Here is a 16,073-nt window from a genome sequence, read left to right as displayed (position 1 = left end):
CGTGTGCCTGCCACGGTGAGCAGGCTGTTTGCTCGATCCTATAGATGCAGCGTGGGAGCGATCACAACATGACGTAGTTCCAGCGGAGAGGGACCGATGGGCTACCCAGCTTGGGCGGCACTACCCGGCTCTCGCCGGACTACCCAGCTTGGGCCAGCGCGAGAGGCAGCACCGCGCCCACTCCGGCTTGGCGCAACGCCCTGGCCGAGACCGTCATGGTCCATCGGCTGTCAATGAGGTCATCGACCAACAGCACGGGTTGGCCACCGAGGCCCGCCAAAGCCTGGGCGAGATCGGGACCGACCACCAGCCTGTCCCACACCCCTGCCAGCCGGTACGCACTGTTCCCTCCACGTGCGCCGGTGGGCTCGCCGTGCTGGGGTTGCAGTTGTCCGAGGTAGGGCATTTGCCCTATGCCCGCGATTCCTTGAGCCAAGGTCCCGACCAACTGCGGCTTGCTCCGTGAGGGGACACTGACCACGGCTGCCGGACGGCCGACTCCGCTCCAGGGAGTCCCGCCCTCAGCACCTGACCATTCGCGCAGGACCTGGACACATGCCTGCAGCATGGCTGGATCCACCGCCCGGTCCGGCGCCCCGGCAGCGAACAGTTCGCGGAGCGCCCCACCCCAGCCAAGGTCGGTGAGCCTGGCAAGAATCCGGCCCTCGGACACACTCTCATCGGGCTTGATCTTTCCCTTGACCGCCACACCGAGCCGGTCCATTCCACTGGGCCATTGAAGGCGTGGTTCCACGGCTATTCCGGCCCGGCGCAGAGTCTGTCCTGCGGCATCGGCGGCGGAGGCTGCCACGTCCACGGGAAACCATCGGCCGGCGCAGTTGTCACAGCGCCCACACGCGGCCGCGGTTTCGTCGTCCAGCACCGAGGTGATGTATTCCATGCGGCACCCGGCGGTGTCCTGGTAGATCACCATGGAATCCTGCTCGTCCACGCGTGCCTCGGCAATACGTGAGTAACGATCGGCGTCGTAGTTCCACGGGACCCCGGTGGAGCGCCAGCCCCCACCGACGCGTTCCACGGCTCCATCGACCGCCAGGACTTTGAGGAGGAGTTCCAGCGGTGTTCGGCGAAGGTCCACCCTGGCTTCCAGAGCCACCGTGGACAGCGCCGAACCGGCTTCGCCGAGGACAGTGAGGACAGCGTTCGCTTTCTCGGCCGACGGCATGGAGGCCGTGGCAAAGTACTGCCAGATTTCACGGTCCTCGGAGCCGGGAAGCAACAGGACATCTGCGTTGGCCGCTCCACGTCCTGCACGGCCAACTTGTTGGTAGTAAGCCACAGGCGAGGACGGCGCGCCGAGGTGGATGACAAAGCCCAGGTCCGGCTTGTCGAATCCCATTCCCAAGGCGGACGTGGCCACGAGAGCCTTTACCTGGTTGTCCTTAAGGAGTTGTTCTGCGCGCTCCCTGTCGGCAGGGTCTGTGCGTCCGGTATAGGAGAGAACATTGTGTCCGGCTTCAGCCAGAAGCCTGGCAGTATCCTCAGCCGCCGAGACCGTGAGCGTATAAATGATGCCACTGCCAGGCATATCGGCCAGATGCGTCAGCAACCAGCCCAAGCGGTCCCGGGAATCGGGCAGTGTCAGGACGCCCAGGCGCAGCGATTCACGGCCCAGGGCGCCACGGATGGTCAGTACACCATCACCGAGTTGCTCCTCGATGTCATGGACCACCCTGGAATTGGCGGTGGCCGTGGTGGCCAGGACGGGAACGGACGCCGGCAGTTGTGCAATGAGGTCCGCAATCCGGCGGTAATCCGGACGGAAGTCATGTCCCCAGTCCGAAATACAGTGAGCCTCATCAATGACCAAAAGGCCGGTACGGCGGATGAGTTCCGGGAGCTGGTTCTCCCGGAAGGAGGGGTTGGTCAGCCGTTCAGGAGAGACCAGGAGGACATCCACCTCGTCAGCGGCCAATTGGGCCAGGACGGTGTCCCATTCCAAGGCATTGGCGGAGTTGATGGCCACAGCCCGGACTCCTGCCCGTGCGGCAGCGGCAACCTGGTCCCGCATGAGCGCCAGCAACGGCGAAACAATCAGAGTGGGGCCCGCACCCCGCCTGCGCAGCAGCAGCGAGGCAACGAAGTAGACAGCCGATTTTCCCCAACCGGTACGCTGAACCACCAAGGCCCGGCGTCCGGCATCAACCAACGCTTCGATGGCCTCGTACTGGCCGTCATGGAACTGGGCTTCCGGGTGCCCCACCAACTCCCGCAGACATTCCAAAGCCTGGTGCTGGGTAGGTGATTGCACGGAAACGGCAGCGTTCTGGGAGTTGTTGGCCATCACCCCAGTATTCCAGCCGACCCTGACAGCCATAACCTGCAGGTCCTGCTATGTGGACAACGATTATCCACAAGCCAGGTTCCGCATTCCAGCCCGTTTGCGTTGCCACAGTAGGATTGAGCGCGTGACTAGCGAGCAGAACAAGACATTCGACCTCTCGGCATCCTTTAAGGCGTATGACGTCCGTGGGATCGTTGGTGAGTCCATCACGGCGGAAATCGTCGAGGCCGTGGGTGCTGCCTTTATCGACGTCCTGGGCCTCGAAGGCGAGACCGTCCTGGTCGGAGGGGACATGCGTCCGTCCTCTCCGGAGTTCAGCCAGGCCTTCGCCAACGGCGCAGCAACGCGCGGAGCGAACGTCCTTCTGTTGGACCTGATCTCCACCGATGAGCTCTACTACGCTTGCGGTGCGTTGAACGCCGCCGGTGCCACGTTCACGGCCAGCCACAACCCGGCCGAATACAACGGCATCAAAATGGCCAAAGCCGGCGCCCAGCCCATCTCCTCGGAGTCCGGCCTGAAGGAAATCCAGGCCTTGGCAGAGCAGTACCTGAACTCCGGGACCATCCCGGCTGCGGGTACCCGCGGCGAGATCGGCGTGCGTGATGTGCTGAAGGACTACTCGGAATACCTGCGCCAGCTCGTGGACCTTTCCGGCTCCCGTCCGCTGAAGATCGTGGTCGACGCCGGTAATGGCATGGCGGGGCTGACCACCCCGGCAGTCCTTGGCGACAAACTGCTCCCGGCACTGCCGTTCGAGATTGTCCCGCTGTACTTTGAACTGGATGGTTCTTTCCCCAACCACCCGGCCAACCCCCTGGAGCCGGAGAACCTGCGCGATCTGCAGGCCGCCGTCGTCAAGCACGGCGCGGACATCGGTCTGGCATTCGACGGCGACGCTGACCGCTGCTTCGTGATCGACGAGAAGGGCGAGTCTGTCTCGCCGTCTGCAATCACCGGCATGGTGGCCCGGCGCGAAATCGCCCGTGCCCAGGCCGCAGGGGAAGACACCCCTGTGATCATCCACAACCTCCTCACCTCAAAAGCCGTCCCGGAGCTCGTCGCCAAGGATGGCGGCCGTGCGGTACGGACCCGTGTGGGACACTCCTTCATCAAAGCCGTCATGGCCGAAGAAGGTGCCGTGTTCGGCGGGGAGCACTCCGCTCACTTCTACTTCCGGGACTTCTGGAACGCCGATACCGGCATGCTCGCCGCCATGCACGTCCTGGCTGCTTTGGGCGAGCAGGACGGTCCGTTGTCCGAACTCGGCCGCCAGTACGAGCCCTACGTCTCTTCCGGAGAAATCAACTCCGAGATCGAGGACAAAGCAGCCGCCGTTGAACGCGTCCGCGCCGACTTTGAAACAGAAGACATTGACATCGACCACATGGACGGCAGCACCTTTACGGCCAAGGACGGCAGCTGGTGGTTCAACTTGCGCCCCTCCAACACCGAACCCTTCCTCCGCCTGAACGCCGAAGCGAAGGATCAGCCCACCATGGAAAAGATCCGCGACCGCGTCCTCGCACTGGTCCGGGCCTAGGTTCAGGCATGAACGATCAGCACGCTGCCACAGACGTCCCGGAAGAAACCGACCAGGACCGCGAACTCCGTGAAACCTTGGGCACCGCTTTGGGCACTGCCCAGGAACACATCCAGCAGAACGGCGGATTTTTCCCTTTCGGCATCACGCTGTCCAACGACGGCGAACTGCGGATAGTGATGATTGCTCCCGGTGAGCCGGACGAAAACGGTGACGTCGACGCCGGCCAAATGCTGACCGACGTCCATGATCTGCTGCGACAGGGCCGGGACGATTACCGGGCCGTAGCAGTGGTGAGCGACGTCAGCCTGCCGGACCATGGGTCCGACGGTATCCATGGTGCAGCCGAACACCGGAACGGCGAAGTCCTGGCAGCGATCATTCCGTACACTCCCACGGCGGAGGGCTTTGCCTTCAGCGCGATGGAACCCGATACACACGAGCCATCCATCTGGGTGGACTAGACCCTGCCCGTGAGCTGGACCCTACCCGGGAGCTGATGCCATGAAAATCAACGCGTTCGCAGATGTCAGCCTCCGCGCCATCATGGTGTTGGCCGCGGCCCCCGAAGGTTTGCTCCTGACCACCCAGGCAGTGGCGGATGCCGTGGGTACACCGTACAACCATGTCAGCAAGGCCATGGTCCGCCTCCGTGCCCTGGGATATATCGACGTTGAACGAGGACGGCTGGGCGGTTCCCGGCTCAATGAATCAGGGCGGCGAGCCACCGTTGGGGAAGTCCTGAGGCATCTGGACAGCCGACAGGATCCAGCGGAGTGTCAGTCCCCCACCAAGAACTGCCCGCTCATCAATGAATGCGCCCTGCGCCACGCGATGAATCGGGCCAGGGAAGCGTTCTACACCGAACTGGATACCGTGGTTATCGCTTCTCTCCCCCACGCCCGCCAGATGAACCCGGTGTTCCAGTCCATCGGGCTGCGGCCGGAGTTCAGGGTACCGGCCACCCAGCCATAAGCGGCCACCCTCCCGGCACTTTGGGTGGGTTGGGCACTCAGTGGGCAATGACGGCAGACGCTGCGAACATCGACTTCCACCCGGATCCACTACGAAGTCTTCGGCCCGGACGTGCGGCCCGCCAAAACCAAGGTAGGAATAACCGCCGGTGACAGCTGCCGCAAGAACGACGGCGGCCCGCCACCTTTCAATCGTAAGGTGACGGGCCGTCGTCGTTCACTTAAGAACGCCGTTGTTCCTAAGAGGTCTAGCCCAGACGGGTCTTCAGACCGTCCAGCTCGGACTGGAGCGCCGCCGGGAGCGAATCGCCGAAGTTCGCGAACCATTCTTCAATGGATGCCAACTCAGTTGCCCATTCCTCAGGATCGACTCGAACAGCCGACTCAACCTCGGCCGGGGTCATGTCCAGGCCCTCGAGGTCGATGGATTCGCCGGTGGGCACGAAGCCGATCGGCGTTTCCACAGCGTCGGCCTTGCCCTCGAGACGCTCGATGGCCCATTTGAGCACACGGGCGTTGTCTCCGAAGCCAGGCCAGGCGAAGCCGCCTTCGGCCGTGCGACGGAACCAGTTGACCAGGAAGATCTTTGGCAGTCGCTCCGGATTGGCCTTGGCGGACAGGTTCACCCAGTGATTCAGGTAGTCCCCCGCGTCGTAGCCGATGAACGGCAGCATGGCCATGGGGTCGCGGCGGACGACGCCGACGGCACCGGCGGCAGCAGCGGTGGTCTCGGAGGACAGCGTGGAACCCATGAAGATGCCGTTGGACCAGTCGCGGGCCTCGGTGACCAGCGGGATGGTGGTCTTGCGTCGGCCGCCGAACAGGATTGCGGAGAGCTCCACGCCTTCCGGGCTGAAGTATTCCTCGGCCAGCATGTCGATCTGGTCGATCGGCGTGCAGAAGCGGGAGTTCGGGTGCGCTGCCGGGGCGTCGGAGTCCGGAGTCCAGGACTCGCCGCGCCAGTCGGTCAGGTGCGCCGGAGTTTCCTCCGTCATACCTTCCCACCAGACGCCACCGTCGTCGGTCAGTGCCACGTTGGTGAAGATGCTGTTGCCCTTGGCGATGGCGCGCATGGCGTTCGGGTTGGTGCCCCAGCCGGTACCCGGTGCAACGCCGAAAAGGCCGGCTTCGGGGTTGACGGCGCGGAGTTCGCCTTCCTTGCCGAAGCGCATCCACGTGATGTCGTCGCCAAGGGTCTCAACCTTCCAGCCCTTGATGGTGGGGTCGAGCAACGCAAGGTTGGTCTTGCCACAAGCGGACGGGAATGCCGCGGAAACGTAGTAGGTCTTCTGCTCCGGCGAGGTCAGCTTAAGGATGAGCATGTGCTCGGCCAGCCAGCCTTCGTCGCGTGCCATCACCGAAGCGATGCGCAGCGCGTAGCACTTCTTGCCCAGGAGGGCGTTTCCGCCGTAGCCGGAGCCGAAGGACCAGATGGAGCGCTCTTCGGGGAAGTGCACAATCCACTTGTCCGTGTTGCACGGCCAGGCAACGTCACCCTGGCCGGCTTCCAGCGGTGCACCCAGCGAGTGGAGGGCGGGGACGAAGAAGGCGTCGGTCTGTGTGATGCGGTCCAGGACATCCGTGCCGATGCGGGCCATGATGCGCATGGAGGCAACAACGTAGGCGGAGTCGGTGATCTCGACGCCAAACTTGGGGTCCTCGGCATCCAGGTGGCCCATGACGAACGGAATGACGTACATGGTGCGGCCGCGCATGGAGCCGGCGAACAATCCGCGCAGCTTCTGCTTCATTTCGGCCGGGGCCATCCAGTTGTTGGTGAAGCCTGCGTCGCGCTCGTTCTCGGAGCAGATGAAGGTCTGCTCTTCTACACGGGCAACGTCAGCAGGGTCGGAGAATGCTGCGAAAGAGTTCGGGAACGTCTCCGGGTTCAGCCGCTTCAACGTGCCGGCCTCAACGAGTTCGTCGGTGAGCTTCTTGTTTTCTGCTTCGCTGCCATCAACCCAGTGGATGCGGTCCGGCTGAGTCAGCTCGGCAACTTCCTCAACCCAGGCCAGCAGGCGTGCATGCGTAGTAGGTGCCTTCTCAAGCAGCGGCAGTCGCGCCAGATCGCCCATTGCGGTTCCCTTCCTCGGGTTCAGTGGTGTGTCCTAAACGATAGGGGCCGCGGACCAGACCAATCCGTTGTCAGACATCGGACATCCACACAGCCCAAAAGTAAAAACCGCTAGAAATAAGGGGTTGGGTTAGCCAGAACGGAGATTTAAGTGACTAAGGTCACGTAGACCGGTCTAGTTGCGCAGATTACAGCTTTTCGATTTGGAACTTCACATGAACTTCTGTAAAGTTTATTGAGGTTCGAGGGGGTCAGAGAAACAGACCGCCGAGAATCACACGAAATGCGCCCATAGCTCAGCTGGATAGAGCGTCTGTCTACGGAACAGAAGGTCAGGGGTTCGAATCCCTTTGGGCGCACAAATCAAGACCCGCACCGGTTCGCCGGTGCGGGTCTTTTGTTGTGCTCGGGCCAGCCCCACTGACTTGCATGTGCGGTGACTTGCACGCCGAACGCAAAGGGCCGTCGTCGTACTTTTCGCAAGTACGACGACGGCCCTTTCGTTAAGTACGGGGCGTTTACTCCCCGACTGCCTCGCTGATGCGGCGGCGGATGCCATCGAAGTGTCGGTTGAGCAGCTCGGACGCCAGGACCTTGTCCCCTGCCGCCACAGCTCCGTAAATGTCTCGGTGCATCGCAGCAGTCTTCGCCAAGTCCTCGTTCCCTGGACCGATCTCCACGTGGATCTTCCGGTACACCTTCCAAAACACGCCCATGAGGTTGATCAGGAGCTCGTTGTTGAGGGGTTCGAAGAGGCGACGGTGGAATTCGGCGTCCGCGGCCACGAAGTTTTCGCCGGCAGCGGCCAGCTCTTCCATCTGCTTCACGGCTTCTTCGATGGACGCGAGCTGTTCCTTGGTCATGACATCCATGGACGAGCCGATCAGGCCGGACTCCAACGCCTGGCGCACATCCACCAGCTGCAGGGCCTCCAGCCCCTGATGCCGCAGGGAGAGCCGGCCCCTGAACGTCAGGCCGTCAGCCAGTGCGTCAAAGTTGCTCGGCGCCACGAACATGCCGAAGCCGTGACGGATTTCGATGACACCCAAGGCCTGTAGCACCTTGAGTGACTCACGGAGCGTGTTGCGGCCCACGCCCAGGGCACCGGAAAGCTCGCTCTCGGTCGGCAACGGATCGCCTGCCTCGAGCTCGCGCTCAAGAATCAATTCCATAATGTCCGACTGCAACGCACGCAGCCGGGCCTGTGCACTGAACCGCGCCTGCGGAACCACACCGGAAGTTGTCATGGCTTTCTCCTTGCCGATGCACCGGCCCCGCAGACCGGCAAAGGCCGGTTCCGAGAGCAGGTGCGGTGTTAACATTGAGGCGAGCTTAGTGCCCACCCCAGAATGAGTGACTCGCAACATACAATATCGGATGTCCCACCTCCGTCATAGCTATGTACTGGGAAATCGTTGAGATTTCCCCTCAGGACCGGCCGCAGCCGGCAGGCCGCCAGGCGCGCGGCAGCAACCCAAGCGCACATTCTCACTTGACGTTCCGTTGTGACCGCCCTTACAGTTTCCATACGAGCATCGGACGTCCTACATCCGATAACCCACGAAACGCGAATGGTGAGGCACCCTATGAGCAAGACGATCCACAGCCTGCCGCTGGTCAACGACGCCAGCCGCCGGAACTTCCTGAAGCTAAGCGGCGCAGTTGGTGCAGCAGCCGCCTTCACGGCAACACTCTCTGCGTGCGGCGGCGCTGCCAGCACCACCACCGGTACCACCACCAACACTGCCGCGGTCAATAAGGACCTCACCATTGAGGCCGGCATCTCCTACGCGCTGTCCACCGGTTTCGATCCCCTCAGCTCCTCCGGAGCCACGCCGATGGCCGCCAACCTGCACATCTTCGAAGGCCTCATCGAACTGCACCCGGCCACCCGCGAGCCTTACAACGCCCTCGCCGCAGCGGACCCCAAAAAGGTCAACGACACCACCTACCAGGTGACCATTCGCGAGGGCGCGAAATTCCACGACGGCTCCCCCGTCACCACCGAGGACGTCGCTTTCTCCTTCACCCGTGTGATGGATCCGGCCAACAAGTCCTTGTTCTCCCAGTTCATTCCCTTCATCCAGGACGTCAAGCCGCTGGACGCCAAGACGGTGGAGTTCACCCTTAAGTACGCCTTCCCCGGCTTCGGACCCCGCATCTCAGTGGTCAAGATCGTCCCCAAGGCACTCGCTACCGACCTTAAGGCGTTCGACGCCAAGCCAGTCGGCTCCGGACCGTACAAACTCATCTCCGCAGTCAAGGACGACAAGATCGTCTTCGAGGCGTTCGCCGACTACAACGGCCCCAAGCCTGCGCTGGCCAAGGGCATGACCTGGCTGCTGCTCTCAGATGCCGCAGCCCGTGTCACGGCGGTCCAGTCCGGCCGTGTCCAAGCGATCGAAGACGTTCCTTACCTTGACGTCGACGGACTGAAGTCCAAGGTCAAAGTTGAATCCGTCCAATCCTTCGGCTTGCTGTTCCTCATGTTCAACTGCGCCAAGGCCCCGTTCGACAACAAGCTGGTCCGCCAGGCCCTGCACTACGGCATGGACAAAGAATCCATCATCAAGAAAGCGCTGTTCGGCAACGCCAAAGCCGCCACTTCCTACTTCCAGGAAGGCCACCCGGACTACGTCAAGGCCAAGAACGTCTACAGCTTTGATACTTCCAAAGCTGAAGACCTCCTGAAGCAGGCCGGCGTCACCACCCTCGAATTCGAGCTCCTCACCACGGACACCGCTTGGGTCAAGGACGTTGCACCGCTGATCCTCGAGTCCTGGAACAAGATCCCGGGCGTCAAGGTCACCGTCAAGAGCCTTCAGTCCGGCGCGTTGTACAGCGACCGCGTGGGCAAGGGCGACTTCTCCGTAGTCGCGGCCCCTGGCGATCCCTCGGTCTTCGGCAATGACGCAGACCTTCTCCTGAGCTGGTTCTACTCCGGCGCAACCTGGATGGACAAGCGCGCCTTCTGGACCACCCCGGAACGCGCCAAGCTGCAGGAACTCATGAACAAGGGCTCCCAGGCATCCGGTGACGCGGCCAAGAAGATCGTGGGTGAAATCGTGGACATGGTTTCCGACGAGGTTCCGTTGTACCCGGTCTTCCATCGCCAGCTCCCCAGCGCCTGGGACGAGAAGAAGCTCAACGGCTTCCAGCCTCTGCCCACCACCGGCTTGTCATTTATCGACGTCGGACGAACCAACTAAGCACCCTCCCTGTTGTGAGGCCCGCCCTGCGGCCTGAATCTCCCTTGTAGCCCCGCGGAGCGGGCCCCACAACCAGCACCACCCCAACCAACCGGAGAACACATTGGTCACGATATTGCGTTTGCTTGGCCGCAGACTTGCAGCATTGCCATTAATGATCCTGGGCATTACGTTGCTCGTCTTCCTCGTCCTGCAGGCCGCTCCCGGCGACCAGGCCAGTTCGGCCCTCGGCGACGGCGCCAGCGAAGAAGCCAAGCAGCAGTACCGCCAGGACAATGGCCTGAACGATCCCCTGGTCCTGCAGTACTTCCGATTCCTCGGCAAGCTCCTGCAGTTCGACCTCGGTGTCACCACCCCACCGGCAAAGTCGGTGGCGTCCATGATCGGCTCAGCGTTTCCCCTGACGCTGCAGCTGACCTTCCTGGGTGTCCTTATCGCGATTGTGCTCTCGCTCGCGTTCGGCATCCTCGGCGCCCTGTATCGCGACAAGTGGCAGGACCAGTTGGTCCGCGTCTTCTCCATCGCCGCGATCGCCACGCCGTCCTTCTGGCTGGGCATCCTGCTCATCCAGTGGTTCGCGCTCGGCGCCAACCCCATGTTCCCCTCGGGCGGAATCGCGACGCCGGAATCCGGCTTCGGCGGTTGGCTCAACTCCATGGCCCTCCCGGCCTTGGCGCTCGGCATCCCGGTGTCTGCGTCGCTGATCCGCGTGGTCCGTACCTCAATGGTGGAAGAACTTGACCGCGACTACGTCCGCACCGCCATCGGCAACGGCGTCCCTTACCGCGAGGTCGTCTCCAAGAACGTCCTCCGCAACGCGCTCGTCACCCCGGTGACCGTGCTGGGACTTCGCGTCGGCTACTTGCTGGGCGGCGCCGTCGTGATTGAAATGATTTTCGCCCTGCCCGGCATGGGCCAACTGATCCTCAACGGCATCACCAACCTGGACGTCAACCTGGTCCAGGGTGTGGTGCTCACCATCTCGGTCACCTTTGTCTTGGTGAACATCGTGGTGGACCTTCTCTACCTGCTCATCAACCCCCGAATCAGGACGGTATAGCTCATGCGCAGCAAGCTCGCAGAACGGCTAAGTGCCCCGGGCATTCGTTTCAAGGCCCTGCCCTGGGGCTCGCGTATCGCCCTGCTCTTCCTCATCGTGATTGTCCTCGCCGCCATTTTCGCGCCGGTCATCGCCCCGCACGATCCACTGGAGACCTTCATCCCGGCCACCCCGCCCGGCGCCGAGCACTTCTTCGGCACCGACCGCCTGGGCCGCGACATCTTCTCGCGCCTCCTCTTCGGCGCACAGTCCTCGCTGATGATCGGCCTCGGGGCGGTTGCGTTGGCCATCCTTGCCGGAGCGCTCCTTGGTTCCTTCGCCGCGACCTCCAGCAAATCCGTCAACGAGATCATCATGCGGCTCATGGACATCCTCATGGCGTTCCCGGGTATCGCTCTCGCAGCTGTGTTGCTGGCCGCGTTCGGCAACTCGGTCCCCACCATCATCATTGCCATCGCCATCATCTACACACCGCAGCTTGCCCGCGTAGTCCGCGCCAACGTGCTGGCACAGTACGGCGAAGACTACGTCCGTGCTGAACGCGTGATCGGCGCCGGACGTTTCTACATCCTGGTCAAGCACATCGTCCGCAACACCGCGGCTCCAGTGCTGGTGTTCGCAACGGTCATGGTGGCTGACGCCATCATCCTGGAAGCCTCGCTTTCCTTCCTGGGGGCCGGCGTCCAGGATCCCGCGCCGTCCTGGGGAAATGTGATTTCCTATGGCCGCAACCTGGTCCTCTCCGGCGGTTGGTGGGCTACCACCTTCGCGGGTCTGACCATCCTGCTGACCGTGTTGTCCCTGAACATCCTGGCTGAGGGCCTCACCGACGCCATGGTGAACCCGAAGCTTCGGCGCGCGCCGGTGGTGAAGGACGACGACGGTGCTTCAGCCGCCGTTGCTGTCGACGCTGAGGTAGCAACCTCGGTGGCCCAGCCGTCCGTGGTTGAGCAACACGAGCTCGACGGCGTTCGTGCGGCTTCCAGCGACACCGTCACCTCCGGTGTCGAGACTGCGGCCGTCCTCACCGACGTGAGGCTGGCAGCCGCCAACCCGCACCTCCTCCTGGACCGCGAACTGGAGCTCCTGGCAGCCATCGAGGCGAAGCGCACCGACCGGCTCCCGCAGGTCTCCCCAGGAGCCCGCAATGTCCTCGAAGTGAAGAACCTGTCCATCCGTTTCCCAAGCCGCTTCGGCGACATCGCAATCGTGGACAACGTCTCTTTCACGGTCCGCGAAGGTGAGACCATGGGCTTGGTAGGCGAATCCGGTTGTGGCAAGTCCATCACCTCACTTGCTGTGATGGGGCTCCTGCCCAAGACCGCCCAAGTCACCGGGTCCATCACCTTCGATGGCAAGGAACTCCTGGACTCCACCACCGAACACAGCAACCCCAAGGCGTACGAAGGCCTTCGCGGCGAGCAGATCGCCATGGTCTACCAGGACGCGCTGAGCTCGCTGAACCCGTCCATGAAGATCAAGGACCAGCTGGAACAGCTCACCAAGCGCGGCGGCCGCAAGACTCCCACCGAGCTCTTGGAGATGGTGAAACTGGATCCCGTCCGGACCCTCGCCAGCTACCCGCACGAGCTCTCCGGCGGCCAGCGCCAACGCGTGCTGATCGCCATGGCGTTGTCGCGTTCACCGAAGATCGTTGTAGCCGACGAGCCCACCACCGCCCTTGACGTCACTGTCCAGAAACAGGTGGTGGACCTCCTCAACGAGCTCCGCGAACAGCTCGGCTTCGCGATGGTGTTCGTCAGCCACGACCTCGCCTTGGTTGCTTCCCTGGCGCACCGCATCACGGTGATGTACGCGGGCCAGGTGGTGGAGTCCGCACAGGCCTCCGAGCTCCTGCAGAACCCCAAGCATGAGTACACCCGTGGCCTGCTGGGTGCTGTCCTCTCCATTGAGGCCGACGCCGTCCGTCTCCACCAGATTCCGGGCACGGTGCCGTCCCCTCGGGACTTTGCCACGGGAGACCGCTTCGCGGCCCGCTCACTGAGGCCCGACGCCGATCCCCACCAGAAGCTGGTCCTCACCACGGTTTCTTCGGTTGACTCCGTCAACGGCGGTGACGCCGACCACTACTGGGCGAGCCATTTGAAGGAGGACGCGAAATGAGCCAATCAATTCACCAAGAATCAAAACCGGTCATTGAGCTCAAGGACGTCAAGGTCTATCACCACGCACGGACTGGTGGCCTGTTCCGTCCGAACATCGTCAAAGCGGTGGACGGCGTGGACTTCACCATCAGCCGCGGCGAAACCGTGGGCATCGTTGGTGAGTCCGGCTGCGGCAAGTCCACACTCGCGTCAGTGCTTGTGGGACTTCAACCGCCGACGTCGGGCAAGGTCCTTTTCCACGGAAAGCCGGCCATCAAGCGGAACGCGGCCATGCGCAAGGAATTCGGCCGTTCGGTCTCCGTGGTCTTCCAGGACCCGGCAACGGCACTGAACCCGCGCATGACCATCCTGGACATCCTGACGGATCCCCTGCAGATCCATGGCATCGGCAACGCGTCATCCCGTGCTGCCAAGGTCAAGGAACTGTTGGCGCTGGTGGGCTTGCCGCAATCGGCAGCCGAAGTGACGCCGTCGCAAGTTTCCGGAGGTCAACGCCAGCGCGTGGCGATTGCCCGGGCGCTGGCCTTGGACCCGGACATCATCGTGGCGGACGAGCCGACGTCGGCCCTGGACGTTTCCGTCCGGGCGCAGGTCCTGAACCTGCTGTCCGACCTGAAGAAGCAGCTCAACCTCGGCATGGTGTTCATCTCGCACGACATCCAGACCGTCCGCTACGTCTCGGACCGGATCTGCGTCATGTACTTCGGCAAGATCGTCGAGCAAGGCACAGCCAGCCAGGTCTTCGACAACCCGAGCAACGACTACACCAAGAAGCTGCTGGGCGCCGCGCCGAGCCTGCTCCACATCTAGTTTTTCCCTTCACAAGCTACAAACAACGGAGAATTCTGTGTCCACTCAGTTCCAGGGCGTCATCCCCCCGGTCATCACCCCCCGCCACGCAGACGGCAGCATCGACACCGCGTCGCTGAAGAACGTCACCAAGCACCTGATCGACGGCGGTGTGTCCGGCCTTTTCGTCCTGGGCTCCTCCGGCGAAGTCCCCTACCTGACCAACGACGAGCGTGAGCTGGTGGTCTCCACCATCGCCGACGCCAATGCCGGGGCGGTCCCGCTGATCGTGGGTGCCAACGAGCAGACCACCACCCGCGTCATCGAGGAAGCCCGCAAGGTGGTTGACCTCGGCGCTGACGCGATCGTGGTCACCTCCATGTACTACGCAATCGGCAACGCCGCGGAGACCGAAACGCACTTCCGCAGCATCCACGCGGCCATCGAAAAGCCGATCTTCGCCTACGACGTTCCTGTCCGCACGCACTTCAAGCTGCCCACCGACCTGCTGGTCCGGCTCGGCCGCGACGGCGTCCTTGCCGGCGTCAAGGACTCTTCCGGCGACGACGTCTCCTTCCGCCAACTCCTCCTCGCGGCCAAGGACATCCCCAACTTCGACATCTTCACGGGTCACGAAGTTGTGGTGGACGGCGCTCTCCTCGGCGGCGCGCAGGGTGTTGTTCCGGGCCTCGGCAACGTTGATCCGGCCGGCTACCGCCGCCTGTTCGACGCCGCCCAGGCCGGTGACTGGGCTCTCGCGGCAAGGGAGCAGGACCGCCTGGCCGACGTCTTCGAGATCGTCTACGCCCCCAACGGCCGCGTTTCCGGTGGTGCTGCGGGCCTGGGCGCCTTCAAGACCGCACTGCAGGTGATGGGCGTCATCGAATCCAACACCATGAGCTCGCCGATGCTTTCCTTGGATGACTCCGAGACTGCTCTCATTCGTTCAATCCTGGAGCGGAACGGGCTGGTCTAAGCTTCGATGACCCCTTCCATGAACCACGTGATCGGCGTTGACCTCGGCGGCACCAAAACCGCCGCCGGAGTTGTCACGCCTTCCGGCGACGTGTTGATGTCGGAGACCATTCCTACGTTGAACCGGGCCGGTGGCGAAGCAATTTTGGACGCCACCGCTGCGCTGATCGCGGGCTTGGTGGAGCGCGCTACCGACGCCGGCATGTCGGTTTCCGGCGTCGGCATCGGCTCCGCCGGTGTGATAGACGCGTCTTCAGGGGTGGTGGTCTCCGCGACCGATGCGATTCATGGTTGGGCCGGGACTGCGCTTGTTTCGGGGCTTGCCGCGCGTCTTTCGCTTCCTGCCCCGGCCGTCCGCGCCGTCAACGACGTCCACGCACACGCGCTCGGAGAAGCTTGGCTTGGCGCCGCCGCCGGGTCATCGAGTTCACTCATGGTGGCGTTCGGAACAGGAGTTGGCGGGAGTTTTGTCCTGAACGGCGTTCCTGTAGTGGGTCACCGTTTTGTGGGTGGGCATGTGGGGCATTTCGCTTCTCCCTATGCCTACTCCGACGGTGTTCCACTGCCGTGCGTGTGCGGTGGTTCCGGGCACGTTGAGGCTGTGGCTTCCGGGCCCGCTCTTTTTGAGGCGTTTCTTCGCTGTGGCGGTTCTGCACGGGAGGCTTTGGACGCGCGGGGCGTGTTTGCGCTGGCCGCTGCTGAAGCCCACGACGGCGGTGCTGCCGCAGGCTCTGCGGACAGCCGCGCCGCGGCTTTGCGTGCTGTCGACATGGGCGCAGCCGCTGCTGGACAGGCAGTGGGCGGCCTTATCAACATCCTTGATCCTGAAACCGTGGTGATCTCCGGCGGCCTTGCCGATGCCGGTGAACTGTGGTGGAAGCCCATGGAAACGGCACTCCGGGAAGAACTCCTGGCTCCCTTGGCTGCCATCCCTGTCCTCCGGGCAACACTTGGCAACACGGCGGCGATTGTTGGCGCCGCGAAACTCGTCCTACCAGGCCCTAAGTAAAGGGAGATC

At 63.0% G+C, this 16,073-nt stretch carries 12 protein-coding genes and 1 tRNA gene; 10 read left to right on the top strand and 3 right to left on the bottom strand.

The genetic code is table 11. The features are described 5' to 3' along the window. Positions 1 to 139: 139 nt before the first annotated feature. Positions 140 to 2,305 carry a RecQ family ATP-dependent DNA helicase gene (locus ABQM86_RS04875; RefSeq protein ID WP_369746054.1) on the bottom strand — a complete coding sequence of 722 codons (2,166 nt, stop codon included), beginning with the start codon at positions 2,303 to 2,305 and terminating at the stop codon, positions 140 to 142. Between the two features lie 124 nt (positions 2,306 to 2,429). Here ABQM86_RS04875 and ABQM86_RS04870 point away from each other — a divergent pair, with 124 nt between their 5' ends. Genes ABQM86_RS04870 through ABQM86_RS04860 form a run of 3 tightly spaced genes read left to right on the top strand, consistent with a single transcriptional unit; the run spans position 2,430 to position 4,823 of the window. Continuing rightward, positions 2,430 to 3,848 (top strand): phosphomannomutase/phosphoglucomutase, encoded by a 1,419-nt coding sequence (locus tag ABQM86_RS04870; protein WP_369746053.1) that lies wholly within the window; start codon positions 2,430 to 2,432, stop codon positions 3,846 to 3,848. A gap of 8 nt (positions 3,849 to 3,856) precedes the next feature. Beyond that, positions 3,857 to 4,312, top strand: a complete 456-nt coding sequence (locus ABQM86_RS04865; protein ID WP_207596330.1) for a hypothetical protein — start codon at positions 3,857 to 3,859, stop codon at positions 4,310 to 4,312. Positions 4,313 to 4,352: 40 nt separating this feature from the next. Further along, positions 4,353 to 4,823, top strand: a complete 471-nt coding sequence (locus tag ABQM86_RS04860; protein ID WP_280626797.1) for an Rrf2 family transcriptional regulator — start codon at positions 4,353 to 4,355, stop codon at positions 4,821 to 4,823. 247 nt (positions 4,824 to 5,070) lie between these two features. Here the strand turns inward: ABQM86_RS04860 and ABQM86_RS04855 are convergent, their stop codons facing one another. Next, positions 5,071 to 6,897, bottom strand: a complete 1,827-nt coding sequence (locus tag ABQM86_RS04855) for a phosphoenolpyruvate carboxykinase (GTP) (protein WP_369746052.1) — start codon at positions 6,895 to 6,897, stop codon at positions 5,071 to 5,073. A 284-nt stretch (positions 6,898 to 7,181) separates the two neighbouring features. On the opposite strand from ABQM86_RS04855, the gene ABQM86_RS04850 reads away from it, so the two are divergent. Next, positions 7,182 to 7,255, top strand: a tRNA-Arg gene (locus tag ABQM86_RS04850). A gap of 159 nt (positions 7,256 to 7,414) precedes the next feature. On the opposite strand, the gene ABQM86_RS04845 is transcribed toward ABQM86_RS04850, so the two are convergent. After that, the gene (locus ABQM86_RS04845) at positions 7,415 to 8,143 is read right to left on the bottom strand and encodes a FadR/GntR family transcriptional regulator (RefSeq protein WP_089593757.1); all 729 of its coding nucleotides are present in this window, start codon (positions 8,141 to 8,143) and stop codon (positions 7,415 to 7,417) included. Between the two features lie 339 nt (positions 8,144 to 8,482). Between ABQM86_RS04845 and ABQM86_RS04840 the strand changes: the two genes are divergently transcribed. From ABQM86_RS04840 to ABQM86_RS04815, 6 genes are all read left to right on the top strand, one after another. Beyond that, positions 8,483 to 10,105, top strand: coding sequence for an ABC transporter substrate-binding protein (locus ABQM86_RS04840; protein WP_369746051.1), 1,623 nt, complete (start codon positions 8,483 to 8,485; stop codon positions 10,103 to 10,105). A gap of 103 nt (positions 10,106 to 10,208) precedes the next feature. Further along, entirely contained in the window at positions 10,209 to 11,165 is a 957-nt protein-coding gene (locus ABQM86_RS04835; protein WP_170224972.1) for an ABC transporter permease, read from the top strand. Between the two features lie 3 nt (positions 11,166 to 11,168). After that, complete coding sequence (locus ABQM86_RS04830; protein ID WP_280626784.1) at positions 11,169 to 13,289, top strand: dipeptide/oligopeptide/nickel ABC transporter permease/ATP-binding protein; 2,121 nt, start codon at positions 11,169 to 11,171, stop codon at positions 13,287 to 13,289. Further along, positions 13,286 to 14,101 carry an ABC transporter ATP-binding protein gene (locus tag ABQM86_RS04825; protein WP_280626782.1) on the top strand — a complete coding sequence of 272 codons (816 nt, stop codon included), beginning with the start codon at positions 13,286 to 13,288 and terminating at the stop codon, positions 14,099 to 14,101. Before ABQM86_RS04830 ends, ABQM86_RS04825 begins: the two co-directional genes overlap by 4 nt. A gap of 37 nt (positions 14,102 to 14,138) precedes the next feature. Then, positions 14,139 to 15,056 carry a dihydrodipicolinate synthase family protein gene (locus ABQM86_RS04820; RefSeq protein WP_337340404.1) on the top strand — a complete coding sequence of 306 codons (918 nt, stop codon included), beginning with the start codon at positions 14,139 to 14,141 and terminating at the stop codon, positions 15,054 to 15,056. An 18-nt stretch (positions 15,057 to 15,074) separates the two neighbouring features. Further along, positions 15,075 to 16,064 carry an ROK family protein gene (locus ABQM86_RS04815; protein WP_369746050.1) on the top strand — a complete coding sequence of 330 codons (990 nt, stop codon included), beginning with the start codon at positions 15,075 to 15,077 and terminating at the stop codon, positions 16,062 to 16,064. Positions 16,065 to 16,073 lie beyond the last annotated feature (9 nt).

The organism is Paenarthrobacter sp. AMU7 (assembly GCF_041200195.1).
Taxonomy (GTDB): Bacteria; Actinomycetota; Actinomycetes; order Actinomycetales; family Micrococcaceae; genus Arthrobacter.
Note: the sequence above shows the minus strand (reverse complement) of the source record. Positions and strands in the feature narration are given on the sequence as shown.

What these genes read in the sequence shown, in the direction of transcription:
- ABQM86_RS04875 (WP_369746054.1), bottom strand. Translation starts at nt 2,305, where the DNA reads ATGGCCAACAACTCCCAGAACGCTGCCGTTTCCGTGCAATCACCTACC.
- ABQM86_RS04865 (WP_207596330.1), top strand. Translation starts at nt 3,857, where the DNA reads ATGAACGATCAGCACGCTGCCACAGACGTCCCGGAAGAAACCGACCAG.
- ABQM86_RS04860 (WP_280626797.1), top strand. Translation starts at nt 4,353, where the DNA reads ATGAAAATCAACGCGTTCGCAGATGTCAGCCTCCGCGCCATCATGGTG.
- ABQM86_RS04855 (WP_369746052.1), bottom strand. Translation starts at nt 6,897, where the DNA reads ATGGGCGATCTGGCGCGACTGCCGCTGCTTGAGAAGGCACCTACTACG.
- ABQM86_RS04845 (WP_089593757.1), bottom strand. Translation starts at nt 8,143, where the DNA reads ATGACAACTTCCGGTGTGGTTCCGCAGGCGCGGTTCAGTGCACAGGCC.
- ABQM86_RS04840 (WP_369746051.1), top strand. Translation starts at nt 8,483, where the DNA reads ATGAGCAAGACGATCCACAGCCTGCCGCTGGTCAACGACGCCAGCCGC.
- ABQM86_RS04830 (WP_280626784.1), top strand. Translation starts at nt 11,169, where the DNA reads ATGCGCAGCAAGCTCGCAGAACGGCTAAGTGCCCCGGGCATTCGTTTC.
- ABQM86_RS04825 (WP_280626782.1), top strand. Translation starts at nt 13,286, where the DNA reads ATGAGCCAATCAATTCACCAAGAATCAAAACCGGTCATTGAGCTCAAG.
- ABQM86_RS04815 (WP_369746050.1), top strand. Translation starts at nt 15,075, where the DNA reads ATGAACCACGTGATCGGCGTTGACCTCGGCGGCACCAAAACCGCCGCC.